Origin of the sequence: Caulobacter sp. SSI4214 (assembly GCF_012184455.1) — a bacterium.
In the GTDB taxonomy this organism is placed as follows: Bacteria; Pseudomonadota; Alphaproteobacteria; order Caulobacterales; family Caulobacteraceae; genus Caulobacter; species Caulobacter vibrioides_E.
In genome coordinates, this window is the sequence record NZ_SZWJ01000089.1 from 1 (window position 1) to 18,024 (window position 18,024).

Here is an 18,024-nt window from a genome sequence, read left to right on the forward strand (position 1 = left end):
GGTTCGGATGCAGGCCGCCGCGCGCGGCCTCGTGCGTCTGCCCGGCCAAGGCCTGCCCGCCCGCGCATCCCACAAGGCCGGGGACCTGTTCCTCCGCCTGGAAGCCGCCGAGGCCGGGGGCGAAAGTCCGGCGCGATCGCTGCTGAAGCGCTTCGCGGCGGCCTGGGCCGCTTAAGCCCCCTCCCCGCTCACTCTGAGACGCCGACTGGCGCGCCCAATTGATCGCGCGCGATCTTTTTCCTGCTCCACCCTTGAATTTATATCGTACACGATTAAATCGTTCTCACTATTTTAAGCCAAGGAGCTTTCCCATGACCACCCTCTACTCCACCCGCGCCACGGTCGTCGGCGGCCGCGAAGGCCATGTCCGCAGCGAGGACGGCCTGCTGGACGTGCAACTGTCGATGCCCAAGGCCTTGGGCGGCAAGGAGACCGGCACGAACCCCGAGCAGCTGTTCGCGGCCGGCTACGCCGCGTGCTTCCAGAGCGCCATGGCGCACGTCGCCCGCACCCAGAAGATCGCCCTGACGGGCTCGACCGTGACCGGCCAGGTGGGCCTGGCCACGCAAGAGGTCGGCTTCAAGCTGGAAGTCGCCCTGGAGGTCGAGACCCAAGGGCTGAGCCAAGCCGACGCCGAGGCCCTGGTCGCCACCGCGCACCAGGTCTGCCCCTATTCGAACGCCACGCGGGGCAATGTCGACGTCGCCATCACGGTGAAGGCGTCCTAAGCTCGCGCCATGAGCCAGAAGACAGCCGCGCCATCCGACAGCCCCGAGGTTCTGCGCCTCGACAATCAGCTGTGCTTCGCCCTTTACGGCGCGGCCAACCGGATGACGCGGCTCTACCGGCCGCTGCTGGACGCGCTGGGCCTGACCTATCCGCAGTACCTGGCCATGCTGGTGCTGTGGGAACAGAGCCCGCGCACGGTCGGGGCCCTGGGCGACGCCCTGGACCTCGACTCCAGCACCCTGACCCCGCTGCTCAAGCGCCTGGAAGCGAGCGGACTCATCGCGCGCCGCCGCGATCCGGAGGACGAGCGGCGGGTCATCGTGGACCTGACCGACAAGGGCCGCGCCCTGCGCGACCGGGCGACCGACGTACCCGAAAAGCTGTTTTGCGCCCTCGACATGCCGCTGGACGCGATGGCGGCGCTGCGCGAACGGCTCAAGACCGTGGCGCGATAAGCTTCAGCGCGGCTGTTGCGGCGGCTGGGCGGCGGCCTGGCGGGCGCGATGAGCGGCGTGAGCCGCGTGGTCGGCGTCGCTGGTCTGTCGCAGGGCCCGCAGGTCCTCGCTGATTCGAAAGATGGCGACGTAGAACTCGCAGAAGGCGCGCCACAGCAGAACCAGGGCGCTGGCCACCAGCAAGCCCGCCACCATGACCGGGAAGGCGAGCAGCATCGAGGCGACGCCCGGCTCCTTCAGCGCCAGGCCCACGGCCGCGCCGACGACGCCGAAGCCGAACAGGACGACCACGCCCAGGCCCGCCCAATAAATGTAATGGATGACGGGACCGGTCACGAGACGATCGAACGTCAACAGATCCCAGAACAGCGAGCTGGACCCACGCTTGGTCTTGTTGGCCGGAGGCATACTGAACCCCAAGTCGGCGAGAACCGCCCTCTGAACCTCGCCACCGGACCGACCGGCGCGCGGGCTCTCCCCAAGAAAGATGGAGCTTTTCGGCCCGGATGATTCCATCAGGGCCTGAAAGCGCCGCCAGTCATCGCTATCAGTGACGAGCCCGCTCGGCAATGCCGAGCGGGCTCGCGGTCGTATCGGTCGTGGATGTCGGCGCGCCTATTGCGGCTTGGCGGCGGCGACGGTCGCGTCGATCTGGGCCTTGGTGGCCGTCGTCTGGACGCCGCCGTCGGCCGTGGCGCTGAGGCTGTTGGCCGGCAGGGCGAACTTCACGCCGCCGTTGGTGACGATCACGTTGGTCGAGCCGTCCGCGCCGGTGCTGGTTCCGGTGATCTGGCCCACGGCCACACCCTGGGCGTCCTTGACGGCCGAACCGACCTTGTAGCTGGCTGCGGTGGCCGAGCTGGGTTGGCCGGCGCTATCGGCCGACGGGGAGCCGGGCATCGTCTGTTGCGTCGTCCGCGGCATGGTCGCCGGGCCCGAGCCGGTCGACGGCGACGCGGTCGTGGACGGGGTGGATCCCATCGGCGTCGTCGGCGTCGTCATGGTCGGGTTCGGCGTCGGGGTCGTGGCCGGGTTCGGGGTGGTCTGGGTGGTTTGGGCAGCAGCTGCGCCGGCGATCGTCAGGGACGCGGCGGCGGCGAGCAGGGCTAGCTTATGGGTCATCTTAACTCTCCGTCGAAGGCCCCTCCCTCGGGGAACACAACGTGACCTTGCGACGGCGGTTCCGTCGAGGACTCGACGCGAGCGTTCAGCCGTCCGCTCGCCGCTGGGCCAGAAGGGCCGACACATAGGCCTCCATCAGGCGCGTCAGCTCGTCCTCCAGCCGCGCGGGATCCAGGGCCAACTCGCTCTCGACCGTCGCGGCGCGCAGCAGGCCGACGACCGCGTGAGTCAGGACGAAACCGGCCTCAGGCGTCAGCGAAAGACCCAGGGACGCCTTGCCGGCGATCGTCTCGAAGAAGGCCAGGTGGTGGCGCATGACCACCTGGTCGTCGCCCTCCAGCCGCAGCGCGTCCAGCAAGGCCCGGCGGGTGGCGGGCGAGCCCTCGAACGCCGTGGCGAGGGTCCGGACGATGGCCCGCATGACGCCGATCTCCGGGCGGGCGATGACCAGCTCGGCCACTCGATCGCGCGCCGCCTCGGCCCGGCGCTGGGCCAAAGCCGTCAGGATCGCCTGCTTGCCGCCGAAATACTGATAGAGCGTCCCGACGCTGACCCCCGCGCGCCGGGCGATATGGTTGGTGGTCAGGGCCTCGACCCCGCCGGCCTCGAGAAGTTGAAAGGCCGCCTCGAGAATGGCGTCCACCGTCGCCTCAGACCGCGACTGACGCGGCGTTCGTCTCGTCTTTTCAGTCACTTGCTCGACAGCTCCCGGACGCGACGCCCGCAGGCCAAGGCGAGTAGCGCCCAGGCCCGTCCGCCTTAATCTAGGACGCGACACGCCGATCCGTCACGGTTCCGCTACGCCAGAGGAAGACCCGATGAGCGCCGCCCTCGACCAGGTCTGGGCCAAGGTCACGTCCCAGAAGACCGCCCTGCCCGCGCTGTATGGCGATATCGACTTCTCGATCACGCCCCAGCGCTTCACCGACGACCCCGCCCAGAGCGTGGCCAAGCGGCTGAGCAAGGACGCCCTGGATCCCGACAAGGTCGCCCTGATCAAGGCCTACACCCTGCTGGGCGATGTGGTGGCCGACGCCTACGCGGCCTTGATGCCGCGATATGGCTTTCGCCCGCTGATCCAGATGCTGACCAAGGCCTGCGACGAGGGCGTGCAGGCCGTGCCGGACGCGCCGCCCGAGCTCGTCGCCTTCATCGCCGACATGGAGCGCGTCCCCGACTGGCTGGACATGGATCTGGTGCGCGAGGGCCAGCGCCTAGACCGCAACGCCGCCGCCAATCTGGGGCCCTTCGCGATCCGGGGCGCGTTCATCGCCACCTTCATGAACAAGTACGCGGCCCTGCCGATGGCCCTGACCGGGACTCTGTCGAACGACACGGCCGCCCGCCGGGTCAACGAGACAGCGACCTTCTTCACCACCACCCTGCTGCCGGGATCGCTGGAGCGCCACGGCGCCGGCTTCCGCGCCGCGGCCATGGTGCGGCTGATGCACTCGATGGTGCGGTTCAACGCCCTCAAGCGCTCGGACCGCTGGGACGTCGGGGTCTATGGCATCCCGATCCCGCAGGTCGACCAGATGCCCGCCGGCCTAATCCCGATCTTCCTGATGAGCTACAAGATCGTCGCTCAGGGCCGAAAGACCTTCACGCCCGAGGAGCGCGCCCGGGTCGAGCTGGCCCGCTACCGCTGCTTCCTGCTGGGCCTGCCCGAGGATCTGCTGGCCGACACACCGCAAGGCGTGGTCGACACCATGAACGCCCGTAGCGCCACCCTGCGCGCCGGCTTCGACGACGCCACGTGCGGCGAGCTGGTCCGCGCCACGCTGAACGCCTACCTGCCGCCCGACGAGCGGCCGGAAAACAAGCTGTTCGACCATGTGGAGCGCGGCTTCGCCAAGGTATTCTTCCTCAGGAACTTCCTGAACGGCGACCGCGCGGCGGCTAGGCGGATGGGCGTCGAGATCGGCCCGCGCGATTTCATGCTGTTCGGCGTCGTGGCCCTGTTGGTGACCAGCCGCTTGATGGCCTACCGCCTGGCGCGCAACGTGCCAGGCGTCTCGGACCTCGCCGACGCGGTGCTCGTGGCGCGGCTGAAGCGCCAGCTCAAGCGCTACGGCCACGCCGAGTTCACCAGCGACGCGGAGAAATACCGGCCGGCGGGAGCGAAGACGGCGGCGGCGGCCAGCTAGGTCGCCTCCGTCATCCAGGCGGGCAGATCGCTCGCCGCATGGAGCACCCGCCAGACGTCCACCCGATCCGCGTGCTCGATGTAGAAGACGAGGTAGGGATAGCGCTTAAGAGGCCAGCTTCGCAGACCCGGCAGTTGCAGCTCGTGGGCGTATCGCGAGGATCCCGCCGCCGGCTGTTCGCCGATCAGCCGATAAGCGCCTTCCAGCGCATCGACGAACCCTAGCGCGACGCTCTGACTGGCTTCGATCAGGTAGAAGTCGATCGCCGCCTCGACATCCTTGGCAGCAAGCGGAAGCTGAACGACAGTCTTGACGGTCGTCACGCTGGTCGGCCGCTGGCCCGCTCGCGCAGCTTGGCGAAATAGTCGGCGTCGGCCTTCTCGCCAGGCCCCGATGTCGCGCCATCCAGCAGTAAGGCCCGAATCCGCTGCCGGTCCTGATCCCGGCGGATCAGCTCACGGACATATTCGCTGCTCGTGCCGTAGCCACGCCCGGCCACCTGCTCATCGACGAAGGCCTTTAGAGCCTCGGGAAGCGAGATGTTCATCGTCGTCATGTCCGCAGCCTCGCTCGCTTGGCAAAATTTGGCAAGCGGAAGGGCGCGAGGACCGGCCGAAGCGAGTCCTCGCGCCGCCTTGTCCCCTACAGCGTGCCCATGTCGATCACGAAGCGGTAGCGCACGTCGCTCTTGTGCATCCGCTGGTAGGCTTCGTTGATCTGGTCGATGGCGATGACCTCGATGTCGGCGACGATGTTCTTCTCGCCGCAGAAGTCGAGCATCTCCTGGGTCTCCTTGATCGAGCCGATCATCGAACCGGCCAGGGTGCGGCGGCCGGGGATCAGCGCGAAGGCGTTCAGCTGGGCGGGCTCTTCCGGCGCGCCGACCAGGACCATGGTTCCGTCGACCTTCAGCAAGGCGAGATACGCGCCCCAGTCCAGCGGCGCCGAGACGGTGCAGATGATCAGGTCGAACGTATTGGCCAGGGTCTCGAAGGTCTTGGGATCGTTGGTGGCGTAGTAGTGCGAAGCGCCCAGCTTCAGGCCGTCGGCCTGCTTGGACAGGGTCTGGCTCAGCACCGTGACCTCGGCGCCCATGGCGTGGGCCAGCTTGACGCCCATGTGGCCCAGGCCGCCCATGCCCAGGATCGCGACCTTCTTGCCGGGACCGGCGTTCCAGTGGCGCAGCGGCGAATAGAGCGTGATGCCGGCGCACAGCAGCGGGGCGGCGGCGTCCAGCGGCAGGTGCTCGGGGATCGACAGCACGTAGTCTTCCTTGACCACCATGTGGTCGGAATAGCCGCCATAGGTCGGGGTGTCGGAACCGGGCTCGAAGCCGCTGTAGGTCAGGACGAGGCCCGGCTGGTACTGCTCGCGGTCGAGGTCGCGGGCGGCCTTGCAGGTCACGCAGCTGTCGACGAAGCAGCCGACGCCGACATGATCGCCTTCCTTGAACTTGGTGACGTTCGAACCGACGGCGGTGACGACGCCGGCGATCTCATGGCCCGGCACGATCGGATAGACGCTCTGGCCCCAGCCGTTGTCGACCATGTGGATGTCGGAGTGGCAGACGCCGCAGTACTTGATCGAGATGACGACGTCGTCGGGATTGGGGTCGCGGCGTTCGAACGTGAACGGCGCCAGGGGCGCGCCAGCGGCGGGCGCCGCATAGCCTTTAGCGGTAGCCATCAGATATTCCTTGGATTCGGAGACCGCGATCGGGGGAGGATCGCGCGCGGAAGGCTTGCCATATGGGGCCGCGCGGGCGGTAGACCAGTCCGCCGGACCGATTGCACGATCCTCCAGATGGTGGGGAAGAGAAGACAGATCGTCGCGTCGCTAGGGGTGATGAGCGGCCGGAGCGCCCCCTCCGTCACGTCGCCTCTCGGCGCCGCGCCACCTCCCCCGTTTCACGGGTGAGGAGGACGACATCGCCTTCTCCTCCCCCGTAGCGCAGCGTGCGGGGGAGGTGGCGCGATGCGGATACGCAGCGCGACGGAGGGGGCGCTGCCGGCCGCAACAGAGGGTTGCTGAACCCGCCTTGATGTCCGATTTTCAGGGGCGCGGCGAGCTTCTGGGCGATCGAGCCCTCCGACATCCGTCCGTTCAGCCCAGAGCGATATCGCATCACCCCCAGCCGCTCCGGATGAATCTGGGCCCCGGCGTTCGCCGGGGGAGGTCGGCTTGGAGGAAATGTCAGATCGGGACGTCGCCCGCCCCTACACCATCCCCACCGTCTTCAGCCGCGCGCGGGGGTGGATCTCGTTCTGGCTCATCACCACGGTCTGGCCGCGGAAGCGTTCGATGATCGAGCGGACATAGGGGCGGATGCCGGGGCTGGTCAGCAGCACGGCGGCCTCGCCGGCCAGGGCGGCGCGTTCGAAGGCGTCGCGAACGCCGCGGATGAAGTCCTGCAGGCGCGAGGGCGGCAAGGCCAGTTGCTTGTCGTCGCCGGGGCCGATCAGCGCCTCGGCGAAGGCCTGCTCCCAGTCGGCCGACAGGGTGATGATCGGCAGGGCGCCGTCGTCGCCGCGATTGGCCCAGCACAGCTGGCGGGCCAGGCGGGCGCGCACCTGCTCGACCAGCTGGGTGACCGAGGCCGTATGCGGCGCGGCCTCGCCGATGCCTTCCAGGATCTGCGGCAGGTCGCGGATCGACACGCGCTCGCGCAACAGCGACTGCAGAACGCGCTGCACCGTGGTGGCGGTGGCCGTGCCCGGGATCAGGTCGTCGACCAGCTTCTTCTGCGCCTCGGGCAGCTCCTTCAGGAGCTTCTGCACCTCGGCGTAGGACAGAAGGTCGGCCATGTTCTCCTTGAGGATCTCGGTCAGGTGCGTGGTCAGCACCGTGGCCGGATCGACGACCGTGTAGCCCCGGAAGGTGGCCTCCTCGCGCAGGTCGTCGGCGATCCAGGTGGCCGGCAGGCCGAACGCCGGCTCGCGCACGTGCTCGCCGGGCAGTTCGACCTGGCCGCCGCGCGGGTCCATGCACATCAGCATCCCCAGCCGCACCTCGCCGGCGCCGGCCTCCATCTCCTTGATCCGGATGGCGTAGCCCTGGTTGGCCAGGCGCATGTTGTCGAGGATGCGGACCGGCGGCATGACGAAGCCGAACTCGCTGGCCAGGGTCTTGCGCAGGGCGCGGATCTGGTCGGTCAGCTTGCGCCCGTCCAGGTCGTTGATCAGGGTCAAGAGGCCATAGCCCAGCTCGATCTTGACGTCGTCGATGGCCAGAGAGGCGCTGATCGGCTCTTCCTCGGGCTCGGCCGGGGCCGCGGCCTCGAGCGCCGCCGGGTCGATCGGCTTGGGCTTCTTGGCGTCCTGCACGCGCTTGTAGGCCAGGGCCCCAGCGGCCAGGGCCACGGCCGCGAACGGGATGATCGGCATCCCCGGGATCAGGGCGATGACGCCGGACGAGGCCGAGACCATGCCCAGGCCGACGGGATTCATGGCCAGCTGGGTGACCAGGGCCTTGTCGGCCGAGCCCTCGACGCCGGCCTTGGAGACGACCATGCCGGCGGCGATCGAGATGATCAGGGCCGGAATCTGGCTGACCAGGCCGTCGCCGATGGTCATGATGGTGTAGGTCGAGGCCGCCTGGCCGATCGGCAGGTGGTGCTGGGCCACGCCGATGACGATGCCGCCGACGATGTTGATGCCGGTGATGATCAGGCCGGCGATCGCGTCGCCCTTCACGAACTTGCTGGCGCCGTCCATGGCCCCGAAGAACGTGCTTTCCTGCTCCAGCTCCTTGCGGCGGATCTTGGCCCCTTCCTGGTCGATCAGGCCCGTCGACAGGTCGGCGTCGATCGCCATCTGCTTGCCGGGCATCGAGTCCAGGGTGAAGCGGGCGGCCACTTCGGCGATCCGGCCCGAACCCTTGGTGACGACCATGAAGTTCACCACCACCAGGATGATGAAGACGATCACCCCGATGACGAAGTTGCCCTGCATCATCAGATGGCCGAAGGCCTCGATGACGGCGCCCGCGCCCCCCGTGCCCTCTTGGCCGTGACCCAGGATCAGGCGGGTCGAGGCGATGTTGAGGCCGAGGCGATAGAGCGTCGCGACCAGCAGCACGGTCGGAAAGGACGTGAACTCCAGCGGCTTCTTGATCAGCACCGCCGTCATCAGGATCAGCACGGCGCCGGTCAGCGATACGGCCAGCAGCAGGTCCAGCAGGATGGACGGCACCGGCAGGATCAGCAGCACGATGATGCCGACGACGCCCAGGGCCAGGCCCATTTCGCCGCGCAGGATCCCGTTGACCAGCGACTTGGGGCTGGGCAGGGAACTGGCGGTCGAGGCGGCGGCGTCAGCCATGCGAAACCTTGAACGGTGGATGGAAGGCTAGACCAGCGCTTGAAGCGATTTGCGGTCCGCCGCCATCTCGTTAACCAAAATTAGCGCGACGCGGCGCCGGACCGATGGTCGCGGCGGCGCGACGTCCCGTCGCTAGGCGGCGGCGCCCACCCCGCCCTGCGGCGGCGGGACCGGCACGCCGGCGTCGGAATATTCCTTGAGCTTGTTGCGCAGGGTGCGGATCGAGATGCCCAGGATGTTGGCCGCGTGGGTGCGGTTGCCCAGGCAGTGCTCCAGGGTGTCGATGATCAGCTTCTGCTCGACCTCGGCCACCGTCGAGCCCACGAAGGCGCGGGAGACGGCGTCGGCGGCCATCTGGGCGCCGCGCGCGACCTGGGCGTCGGGGGCCGGCGCCATCTGCTGGCCGTCGGGCAGACGGATGGCGAACTCCTCGATCTCCGCGCCGGTCGACAGCAGCACCGCGCGGTGCATGGCGTTTTCCAGTTCGCGGACGTTGCCCGGCCAGCGGTGGGCGATCAGGCGGCGCTTGGCCTCGGCCGAGATCGGCTTTTCCGGAATGCCGTTGGCGGCCGAGTACTTCTTCACGAAGAACTCGCACAGGCTGATCACGTCGGCGGGACGTTCGCGCAGCGGCGGCAGGCGCAGGTTCACGACGTTCAGGCGATAGAGCAGGTCTTCGCGGAACGTCCCGTCCTTCACGGCCTGGGCCAGGTCGCGGTTGCTGGTGGCCAGGATGCGGATATTGACCTTGACCGGCTTGGAGCCGCCGACGCGGTCGATCTCGCGCTCCTGGATGGCGCGCAGCAGCTTGGCCTGCAGGCGCACGTCCATTTCGCTGATTTCGTCCAGCAGCAGGGTGCCGCCGTCGGCTTCCTCGAACTTGCCGACGCGGCGGGCCAGGGCGCCGGTGAAGGCGCCCTTCTCGTGGCCGAACAGTTCGCTTTCCAGCAGGTTTTCGGGGATGGCGGCGCAGTTGACGCTGATGAACGGCGCCTTGGCCCGACGCGACTTGGCGTGGACGTAGCGGGCCATCACCTCCTTACCCGAACCGCTTTCCCCGGTGATCAGGATCGAGGCCTCGGACGGCGCCACCTGGTCGGCCAGCTTGATGACCGACTCCATGGCCGGGTCGCGGACGACCATCGGCTTGTCGTCGTCGGTGACGGCGGCCAGCACGGCGGCGATCAGCTCGGCGTCCGGCGGCAGCGGGATGAACTCCTTGGCGCCGGCCTTGATCGCGGCGGCCGCGCGCATCGGATCGGCGTCGACGCCGCAGGCCACCACCGGCACCCGCATCCGTTCGGCCTCGTTGGCGGCGATCATCCCGGCGATGTCGAGCGTGTAGTCGACCATCAGGAGGTCCGCGCCCTGCCCCGCTCGCAGCGCGTTGGTCGCCTGCTCCGTCGTTTCGACGTGCGAGACCTTCGCACCCGCGTTCATCGCCATCTTCACGGCGACCGAGAGCTGCCCGTTCAGTTTTCCGACGACCAGAAGCCGCATCTCTTACTCTCCCTCTCGAACGACCACCGGGCGTCAGCCCTGGTCGCCGTCCTTGATGATTTCCGTCATGGTCACGCCCAGGCGCTCGTCGACGACGACGACCTCGCCCCGGGCGACCAGGCGGTTGTTGACGTAGATGTCGATCGCCTCGCCGACCTTGCGGTCCAGCTCCAGGATCGAGCCCTGGCCCAGCTGCAGCAGCTGGGCCACCGACATGTGGGCGCGCCCCAGCACGGCCGAGATATTGACCGGCACGTCGAAGACCGGCGCCAGGTCCGAGGCGGTCTTTTCGGTCAGCTCGACCGGCATTTCGGAGGCCAGCATCGCGCCGCCGAATTCATCGAGGGTCAGGTTGTCTTCGGCCATGGGGATCAGCCTTCGCTAAGAAAACATGGGTTCGGCGTGGAGGCCTTCGGCGGCGATCGCCGCCTCCAGCGCTTCGGCGACGCGTTCCGCGGCGCCCTGGGGATCGAAGGTCGCGCGGCCGTCGCCCCAGTCGAAAGTAAAGGCCGCGGGCGCCATGGCGCCGTCGGCGCGCGCCACGATCTGGCCCTGATAGCCGATCTGCGTCGCGACGTTCTCCAGCGCCTGCTGGGTGCGTTCCTCCAGCTCGGGAGAAACGCGAACGAAGATGCGCGGCTGGGCCTCGACCTCGCGAGCCAGGCTCTCCAGGGCCGCCACGATCGGCGCCTCGGGAAAATGGCGCAGGGCCGCGTCGGCGATCTTGCGCGCGCAGGCCAGGGCCAGCTGAGCCGAGCCCTCGCGATGTTCATGCGCCACGGCCGACAGGGCGCTGAAGGCCTGCTGGACGGCATGGGCGACGTCCGCCAGGGCCTGGGCGGCCTCGCGCTCGGCCTGGACCACCGCCGAGCGCTCGCCCTGCTGGTAGCCCTCGGCGCGGGCCGCCTCGACCTCTTCGGCCGTGAAGTGCTTCTTCACCCGAGGCGGGGCGTAGGCCACGCCGCCGTGATCGTCGAAGACCGTGTCGAAGCCGAATTTGCGGTGGGGCGTGTCCATCTTTCCATCCGCCTCAGTAGATCAGCTCGTCGTCGCCGCTGCTGCCAGCCAGCATGATCTCGCCCTTCGCGGCCAGGTCCTTGGCGACCTGAACCATCGCGACCTGAGCCGCGTCGACGTCCTTCAGGCGCACGGGACCCATGCTTTCCATGTCCTCGCGCATGATCTTGGCCGCGCGTTCGGACATGTTGGACATGAACATGTCGCGCAGCTTGTCCGAGGCGCCCTTCAGGGCCAGAGCCAGCTGCTCTTTCGGCGTGCCGCGCAGCAGGGTCTGGATGCCGCCCGGATCCAGCTTCGACAGGTCCTCGAACACGAACATCAGGGCCCGGATGCGTTCGGCGGCTTCGCGGTTGCGTTCTTCCAGGGCGGCGATGAAGCGCGCTTCCGTCTGGCGATCGAAATTGTTGAAGATCTCGGCCATCATCTCGTGGCTGTCGCGCTTGGAGGTGCGCGCCAGGTTCGACATGAACTCGGTGCGCAGGGTCATCTCGATCTTGTCGAGGATCTCGCGCTGCACCGGCTCCATCCGGAGCATCCGGGTCACGCATTCCAGGGCGAAGTCTTCCGGCAGGCAGGCCAGCACGCGGGCGGCGTGATCGCTCTTCACCTTCGACAGCACCACCGCGACGGTCTGCGGGTATTCGTTCTTCAGATAGTTGGCGAGCACGGCCTCGTTCACGTTGCCGAGCTTGTCCCACATGGTGCGACCCGCCGGACCGCGGATCTCCTCCATCAGGGCGTCGACCTTCTCGGGCGGCATGAACGAGGCCAGCAGGCGCTGGGTCTGCTCATACGAGCCCATGATCGCGCCCGTCGAGCTCATGCCCGAGACGAATTCGACCAGCAGCTCCTCGACGACCGAGGCCGACACCGTCCCAAGGCCCGCCATGGCCTGGGAGACTTCCTTGATCTCTTCGTCGTCCAGGGATTCCCAGATCCGCGTGTGCTCTTCACCGAGCGCGAGCAGAACGATCGCGGCCTTTTCGGGTCCCGAGAGATTCTTCAGGTCGGTGACGGCGACTTTCATGGCCATCAGTTCGACTCGTGCAGCCAGTTACGGAGGATCGCGACCGATTCATCCGGATGCTTGTCGACGAATTCCGACACGCGCTTGATCGACGACGCCTTAACCTGCCCCTCGATCTTGGCGATATCGATGCGCGAGTCGATCTCGCTGCTGGGGACCGGGCCGGCGATGGCGATCGGCTCGCCCGACTGGTCGACCACGACCTGCTGCTGGGTGCCGTCGGAAAGGGTGATCACGCGCGTCACTGGCTGACCGCTCGGCCCCGCCAGGGCGATCTGGCCCGGCGCCGGCTCCGACAGGTTCTTGATGAACGGGCGGACCGCGAACAGCAGTATCAGCAGCGCCACGACGCCCAGCACGCCCAGCTCGGCGAAGCGCATGATGTCGTTCTTGTCGAAGCCCGCCAGCAGGCCCGCCTTCTCCAGCCCCTGTTCCTCGGGCGTCGGGAACTTGATGTTGGTGACCTTGACCTGATCGCCGCGCGTGGCGTCGTAACCCACGGCCGTCTTCACCAGATCCTCGATCTGCTGGATCTCCTGGGGCGTGCGCGGGGTGTAGGCGCCCGGCTTGCCATCCTTGCCGGCCGGCGCGGTCACGCCGTCGATGGCCACGGCCACGGCCACCTTCTTGACGGTGCCCGGCTCCTGCACGGTGGTCTTCACCGACTTGGAGATCTCATAGTTGGTGACGCTCTCGTTGGCGCCCGACTTGGAGCCCAATTGCTGGAAGCCGTTGCTGGCGTTCTGCCCGGGCACGTTCGACGTGGCGGTCGCACCGCCGCTGTCGTCGTTCTTGGTCTCCGACGACGAATTCTCATTGGTGCTTTCCGAGCGAACCACCTGGCCGTCCGGATCGAACTTTTCTTCCTGGGTCGTCACGCGATCCAGATTGATGTCGGCGGTGACGTTGACGCGCGCCTTGCCCGGGCCCAGCACGCCTTCGACCATGTCCTTGACGGTCTTGGCGATGCGCTGCTCGACCTCGGCCTTGCGGTCCTGGGCTTCCTTGCCGGCCAGGCTGTCGTCCGACGGCGCCGACAGGGTCTTGCCGTGCTGGTCGATGACCGTGACCTTCTCGGGCTTCAGGTTCGGGACCGAGGAGGCGACGAGGTTCTGGATCGCGCGCACCATGTCCGTCGCCGGCTCGCGGCCGCCGACGCCGATGGTGACGGCGGCGGAAGGCTGTTCGGCGTCCGCCTCGAACAGCTGGCGCTTGGGCAGCACCAGATGGACGCGGACCGCGTTGACGCCCTGCATGGCCTTGATGGTGCGCTCCAGCTCGCCCTGCAGGGCGCGCTGGCGGTTCAGCTGCTGGACGAAGTCGGTCTGGCCCAGCGCGTTGTTGCTGTCGAAGATTTCGTAGCCGATGGAGCCGGAGCTGACCAAGCCCTTGCCGGCGACCATCAGACGGGCGCTGGCGACCTTGTCGCGCGGCACCATGATCGTCGAGCCGTCGCCCTTGGTCTCGTACTTGATGCCGGCCTGAGCCAGAGCCTGGGTGACCTGCGAGGCTTCCTTCAGGTCGAGGTTGGAATAGAGCAGTTCATTGGGCTCCTTGCCCATGAACATGACCAGGGCCACCAGCACGGCGACGACGCCCGCGCCGACGCCCAGCATCGCGGCCAGACGCCCGACGCCAAACTGCCTGATCGACCCCAGAAAGCTTTCCACGAAGCCTCACCCTTGATCCCAACGCCCCTGAAGGCGACCGTCGCGCAAACCAGAAGCGCCCGGCGGTAGGCAGGATTTACCCAGTGCAAGGTAAACGAGGCGTTTATATTCGGCGGCCAGCGCGGTCAGCGGCGGCGCCAAAACGTCGCGGCCGCCCCCTTTCGGACGCGGCCGCTGAACGATTTCAAACCCTTTGGCGCGAGGCCTTCGGGGCATTTAGGGCGGACACGGGCAACCGGATCGGCAAGCCCGCGCATAGATCGCCCGCCTAGCGGTACTGCTGGATCCGCGTCGTGCGCAGACCCGCCATCCCGTGGCGCTCGATCGATTGCTGCCAGGCGAGGAACTCCTCGTTGGTCAGCTTGTAACGATCGCACGCCTCATCCAGCGAGAGCAGACCCCCGCGGACGGCGGCGACGACCTCGGCCTTGCGACGGATCACCCAACGCTGGGTTTCCGGCGGCGGCAAGTCGGAGAGAGTCAGAGGCGCACCGGTCGGACCGATGACGTACTTTTCACCCCGGCTGTTCGTGCGCTGCTGCTGCAACATGGCTTTACGCCTTTCCCACAACCATCACTGTTGAAGGCCACTATAGGCGCCGCCTAATAACAGCGGCTTAATTCCAATAGTAAAGAAAGGCCTAAACAAGATGGATCCCCAGCACTCACAAGTGTCTCGATGTGAAACACAAGAATTAAAGATCGTTAATCGCTATGATTAGCGCTTAATATTCAACAGTTCTTCGAGCATTTGATCGGCGGTCGTGATGATCTTCGACGACGCCGAGTAGGCGCGCTGAGTGGTGATCAGCCCCGTGAATTCAGTAGACAGATCGACGGTGGAAGCTTCCAGGGTCGAGGGCGCCAGCGCGCCGGCCCCGCCGGTGCTCGGAGCCTTGAGGCTATAGGTGCCGCTTTCGTTGGTGACCCGATAAGCATTGCCGTTGACCGCCTTGAGCCCGTTCGGGTTCGAGAAGGTGGCGACAGCGACCTGGGCGATCCGGCGGGTGACGCCGTTATCGAAGATCGCCGAGACGTAGCCCTGCTCGTCGACCGAGATGCTGGTCAGGTTGCCGAAGGCCGTGCCGTTGGTGTTCACCGACTGGACGACCGACTGGCTGTTGTACTGGGTCAGGCCGCCCGCGGCGCTGGCCAGGTCGATCTGGACGGATTGCGTGTCGATGCCCAGACCGTCGGCCCAGGTCGGGGGGGTCACGGCCGGCGGCGTCGCGGGCGCGGTGCCCGAGGCCTGGATCGTGATGGCGGTGGGGTTGGTGCCGCCGAACAGGTTGCCGGTGCTCTGCAGCTTGCCGTCGGTGGTGAAGGTCACGATGCCCGAATTGATCAGGCCGTTGGCGTTGTTGGCCAGGTCGCCCGGCTTGGCGCGCAGTTCGGCGTACCATTGGTTGGGGCCCGGGCCCTTCAACATCGACAGGGTCACGGTGCGCTGGCCGCCCTTGGAGTCGGACAGCGGCAGCTGGATTTCGAAGTCCGGCTTGACGCCCTTGGTGTTGTCGAGCGCGTAATCCGCCATCGAGTTGGTGGCCGGATCGTAGAGCTTGCCGGCCTTGGCGTCGGCGTCGTCGGTCGCGCCGCCGACGATGCCCAGGGCCGAGAGGTTGACGGTCTTGGGCGGCGTGCCGGTATCGATGTTTACCGTGGTCAGCGAGCCCGAGGCGGTGGCCGCGGCCTTGGGCTTCAGCGTCGAGGTCGCCAGCGCCCCGGTCGTGGCGTTGTAGCCGACGATGCCGGTGGCCACGACGACGCCGTTCTCCTTGATATCGACCTGATATTCGTTGTTGCCGGACGCGGCCGGGTTGGCCACGCCGGTGGAGCTGTAGACGACGTCATAGCTATGGGTGCCGCCGCCCGAATCCGCCACGCCGGTCTTCGACGGCGATCCGGCGGTGCCGACCTTGTAGGAGACGGCGGCCGCGACCGGCTGTTCGGAACGCAGGTTGGCGTTGACGCCGACGCGGGTCGTCTGTTCGGCGGTGCCGCCGACGGTGCCGACGTTGATCGACGACAGCTGAGTGAGGTCGGAGGGGTCGGGCGTGATGACGCCCGTGACCGGGTCGGCCAGCCAGCCTTGCAGGTAGAGGCCGGCGTCGTTCTTCAGGTAGCCGAGATTGTCCAGCTGGAACGAACCGGCGCGGGTGAAGGACCGCGTGTCGGTGGCCGTCAGGTTTTCCGGCTTTTCCGTGGTGACGAAGAAGCCCGCGCCCGAGATCGACAGGTCCAGGTTCGAGGTCGTCGACTGGGTCAGACCCTGCTGGCTGATGAACTGGTGCGTCTGGGCCTTCACGCCGCCGGCGCTGTAGGACTGGTTCTTGTTCCCCGAGGTGACCAGGGTGGAGAAGTTGGCGGTCGAGCGCTTGTAGCCGACCGTGTTGACGTTGGCGATGTTGTCCGAGATCGCGGCCAGGGCCGAGGAATTAGCGATCAGACCGGAAACGCCGGCGAGCATGGCGCTGTTGATGCTCATGACTGAAGTCCTGCTCTAAAAGGGGTGCGGGGGCTCAGCGCTGTTTGCGTTTGGGTCCGGGGGAAGATCGTCTTCCGGGGACCGCGTCGGCGTCGTTCTGACGCCCGGTCGATTGGGGGCGTCAGGCGGCTTGGGCGTTCGACTGACTGTTGTTGGAATTGGCGGCGGTGTTGGAAACGCCGATGACGTTGTCGACGGGGATCGAGACCCCATCGATGATGACCATCGGATTGCCGGTGGAGTTGTCGATGGCGCTGACCAGGCCGGTGGTGCGGCCCTTGACGTTGGTGGCCTTGATGTCCTTGCCGTCGCCGCCCTTCGCCGTGACGGCGATGGTGTAGACGCCGCCGTCGGGCAGCTGGGCGCCGCTGTCGTCCTTGCCGTCCCAGGTGATGATGTGATTGCCGCTCTTCTGGTCGTCCGGCGTCAGCGTGCGGACCACCTTGCCGGCGGCGTTCTTGATATCGACCTGCAGCGAGGTCGACGCGCCCGGCTGGGTCCACGAGAAGGTGGCCGAACCATTCTGGAGGGTCGAGGTGTCGGTCGTGGCGGTCACGATCTTGCCCATCATGCCGACGCCCTCGGACAGGCCCGTGCCCGTGTTCATGCCGACCAGCGCGGCCAGCAGATCGTTGGTGACCAGCTGCTGCTCCACCCCGGTCATCGAGGTGATCTGCTGGGTCATCTGGTTCGTGTCGGTCGGCTGAAGCGGATCCTGGTTCTTCAGCTGGGTCGTCAGCAGGCTCAGGAACGTCTGCTCGTTGTTGGCCAGCGACGTGCGCGAGTTGTTGATCTTGTCGAGAACCGACTGCGTGTTCTGCGAGTTGATGGCGGCGGTCATGCGCGGGCTCCTAGATCCGAATGTCCAGACCGCCCTCGGCGGCCGTCTTGAGACCCGGCAAAAGGTCGGCGGGGGTGATGGCGATGTCGTCGTCGGCGTTCATGGCGGCCTGGAAGGCCCGGCCGCTGAAGCCGCCGCGCCCTTGGTCGTTCCAGCCGTTGAAGGCCAGGAACGGGTTGGAGCCCTGGCCGCCGTTCTGACTGGAGACGTCGAACGACAGGCCGTTGTCGGGCACGTTGAAGCCGGCGTCGGATAGGGCTTGGCGCAGCTCCGACGACTTACCCTTCAGCTCCTGGGCGGCGTGGGCGGTGTCGAACTGCATCGACGCGGTCAAGGCGCCGTCGCGGCCGATCTCGATCCGAACATTGACCTTGCCCAGACCCTCGGGGGTCAGGGCGACGTCGAAGCGGGTGGTCTTGGCGTCGGCCTTCTTGACGATCTCGGCCGACAGGGCGGCCACGGTCTCGGGCGAGCCCCGGACCTCGGCGGGCGCGGCGGCCGCGGCGGTCGCCTGGGTCTGCGGCGCGGTCTGGATCGGAGCCGCGAAGACGTTCGTGTCGACGGTCGGCGCCGTCTGAGCGGCGGCGGCGGCCGTCGGGGCGTCGATCGAGGCGACGGCGGCGTTGTCCGTGGCCTTGCCCTCGACCGTCGTCTGGCCCTTGCCGGTGGCGACGGCGGTGACGGCGGCGGCCGTCTCGACCGCGACGGC

19 protein-coding genes and 2 pseudogenes are annotated in these 18,024 nt (G+C 67.4%); 5 read left to right on the forward strand and 16 right to left on the reverse strand.

Annotated features, from left to right (window positions below):
• From FCU40_RS19015 to FCU40_RS19025, 3 genes and pseudogenes are all read left to right on the forward strand, one after another.
• Positions 1 to 175: pseudogene (locus FCU40_RS19015) on the forward strand (molecular chaperone DnaJ); the annotation flags it as partial.
• Between the two features lie 136 nt (positions 176 to 311).
• Entirely contained in the window at positions 312 to 728 is a 417-nt protein-coding gene (locus FCU40_RS19020; protein WP_004620554.1) for an organic hydroperoxide resistance protein, read from the forward strand.
• A 9-nt stretch (positions 729 to 737) separates the two neighbouring features.
• Positions 738 to 1,184 carry a MarR family transcriptional regulator gene (locus FCU40_RS19025; RefSeq protein WP_168077063.1) on the forward strand — a complete coding sequence of 149 codons (447 nt, stop codon included), beginning with the start codon at positions 738 to 740 and terminating at the stop codon, positions 1,182 to 1,184.
• A gap of 3 nt (positions 1,185 to 1,187) precedes the next feature.
• Here the strand turns inward: FCU40_RS19025 and FCU40_RS19030 are convergent, their stop codons facing one another.
• The 3 genes from FCU40_RS19030 to FCU40_RS19040 all read right to left on the reverse strand — a co-directional run bounded on the left by FCU40_RS19030 (position 1,188) and on the right by FCU40_RS19040 (position 3,000).
• Positions 1,188 to 1,604: a DUF4282 domain-containing protein gene (locus FCU40_RS19030; RefSeq protein ID WP_165570612.1), complete on the reverse strand. Its 417-nt coding sequence runs from the start codon at positions 1,602 to 1,604 to the stop codon at positions 1,188 to 1,190.
• A gap of 195 nt (positions 1,605 to 1,799) precedes the next feature.
• Positions 1,800 to 2,306: a hypothetical protein gene (locus tag FCU40_RS19035; RefSeq protein WP_168077065.1), complete on the reverse strand. Its 507-nt coding sequence runs from the start codon at positions 2,304 to 2,306 to the stop codon at positions 1,800 to 1,802.
• A gap of 85 nt (positions 2,307 to 2,391) precedes the next feature.
• Positions 2,392 to 3,000, reverse strand: coding sequence for a TetR/AcrR family transcriptional regulator (locus tag FCU40_RS19040; protein WP_168077067.1), 609 nt, complete (start codon positions 2,998 to 3,000; stop codon positions 2,392 to 2,394).
• A 124-nt stretch (positions 3,001 to 3,124) separates the two neighbouring features.
• Here FCU40_RS19040 and FCU40_RS19045 point away from each other — a divergent pair, with 124 nt between their 5' ends.
• Positions 3,125 to 4,453 (forward strand): oxygenase MpaB family protein, encoded by a 1,329-nt coding sequence (locus FCU40_RS19045; RefSeq protein ID WP_168077069.1) that lies wholly within the window; start codon positions 3,125 to 3,127, stop codon positions 4,451 to 4,453.
• On the opposite strand, the gene FCU40_RS19050 is transcribed toward FCU40_RS19045, so the two are convergent.
• From FCU40_RS19050 to FCU40_RS19060, 3 genes are all read right to left on the reverse strand, one after another.
• The gene (locus FCU40_RS19050) at positions 4,450 to 4,776 is read right to left on the reverse strand and encodes a type II toxin-antitoxin system RelE/ParE family toxin (RefSeq protein ID WP_168077071.1); all 327 of its coding nucleotides are present in this window, start codon (positions 4,774 to 4,776) and stop codon (positions 4,450 to 4,452) included. The two genes, FCU40_RS19045 and FCU40_RS19050, sit on opposite strands and share 4 nt — an antisense overlap.
• Entirely contained in the window at positions 4,773 to 5,009 is a 237-nt protein-coding gene (locus tag FCU40_RS19055) for a type II toxin-antitoxin system ParD family antitoxin (RefSeq protein WP_004620567.1), read from the reverse strand. Before FCU40_RS19055 ends, FCU40_RS19050 begins: the two co-directional genes overlap by 4 nt.
• Before the next feature lie 86 nt (positions 5,010 to 5,095).
• Positions 5,096 to 6,139, reverse strand: coding sequence for an NAD(P)-dependent alcohol dehydrogenase (locus FCU40_RS19060; protein ID WP_168077073.1), 1,044 nt, complete (start codon positions 6,137 to 6,139; stop codon positions 5,096 to 5,098).
• 390 nt (positions 6,140 to 6,529) lie between these two features.
• Between FCU40_RS19060 and FCU40_RS23420 the strand changes: the two are divergent.
• A pseudogene (locus FCU40_RS23420) lies at positions 6,530 to 6,625 on the forward strand (hypothetical protein); the annotation flags it as partial.
• A 44-nt stretch (positions 6,626 to 6,669) separates the two neighbouring features.
• Here FCU40_RS23420 and flhA read toward each other — a convergent pair.
• The 10 genes from flhA to FCU40_RS19110 all read right to left on the reverse strand — a co-directional run.
• The gene (gene flhA / locus FCU40_RS19065; RefSeq protein WP_168077075.1) at positions 6,670 to 8,772 is read right to left on the reverse strand and encodes a flagellar biosynthesis protein FlhA; all 2,103 of its coding nucleotides are present in this window, start codon (positions 8,770 to 8,772) and stop codon (positions 6,670 to 6,672) included.
• Positions 8,773 to 8,904: 132 nt separating this feature from the next.
• A complete protein-coding gene (flbD, locus tag FCU40_RS19070) occupies positions 8,905 to 10,272 on the reverse strand; it encodes a sigma-54-dependent transcriptional regulator FlbD (protein ID WP_004621427.1) in 1,368 nt (455 codons plus the stop codon).
• A 33-nt stretch (positions 10,273 to 10,305) separates the two neighbouring features.
• A complete protein-coding gene (gene fliN / locus FCU40_RS19075) occupies positions 10,306 to 10,638 on the reverse strand; it encodes a flagellar motor switch protein FliN (protein WP_004621428.1) in 333 nt (110 codons plus the stop codon).
• Between the two features lie 15 nt (positions 10,639 to 10,653).
• A complete protein-coding gene (locus tag FCU40_RS19080; RefSeq protein WP_168077077.1) occupies positions 10,654 to 11,289 on the reverse strand; it encodes a flagellar assembly protein FliH in 636 nt (211 codons plus the stop codon).
• A 13-nt stretch (positions 11,290 to 11,302) separates the two neighbouring features.
• A complete protein-coding gene (fliG, locus tag FCU40_RS19085) occupies positions 11,303 to 12,325 on the reverse strand; it encodes a flagellar motor switch protein FliG (RefSeq protein ID WP_004621434.1) in 1,023 nt (340 codons plus the stop codon).
• Positions 12,325 to 13,989 carry a flagellar basal-body MS-ring/collar protein FliF gene (gene fliF, locus FCU40_RS19090; RefSeq protein WP_004621436.1) on the reverse strand — a complete coding sequence of 555 codons (1,665 nt, stop codon included), beginning with the start codon at positions 13,987 to 13,989 and terminating at the stop codon, positions 12,325 to 12,327. The genes fliG and fliF overlap by 1 nt, the downstream gene beginning before the upstream one ends.
• A gap of 268 nt (positions 13,990 to 14,257) precedes the next feature.
• Positions 14,258 to 14,539 carry a DUF1153 domain-containing protein gene (locus FCU40_RS19095; RefSeq protein WP_004621438.1) on the reverse strand — a complete coding sequence of 94 codons (282 nt, stop codon included), beginning with the start codon at positions 14,537 to 14,539 and terminating at the stop codon, positions 14,258 to 14,260.
• Between the two features lie 168 nt (positions 14,540 to 14,707).
• A complete protein-coding gene (gene flgE / locus FCU40_RS19100; protein WP_168077079.1) occupies positions 14,708 to 16,474 on the reverse strand; it encodes a flagellar hook protein FlgE in 1,767 nt (588 codons plus the stop codon).
• A gap of 121 nt (positions 16,475 to 16,595) precedes the next feature.
• Positions 16,596 to 17,315 (reverse strand): flagellar hook assembly protein FlgD, encoded by a 720-nt coding sequence (locus FCU40_RS19105; RefSeq protein WP_168077081.1) that lies wholly within the window; start codon positions 17,313 to 17,315, stop codon positions 16,596 to 16,598.
• A 10-nt stretch (positions 17,316 to 17,325) separates the two neighbouring features.
• The coding region (locus tag FCU40_RS19110; RefSeq protein WP_168077083.1) for a flagellar hook-length control protein FliK at positions 17,326 to 18,024 on the reverse strand (699 nt) is incomplete at its 5' end.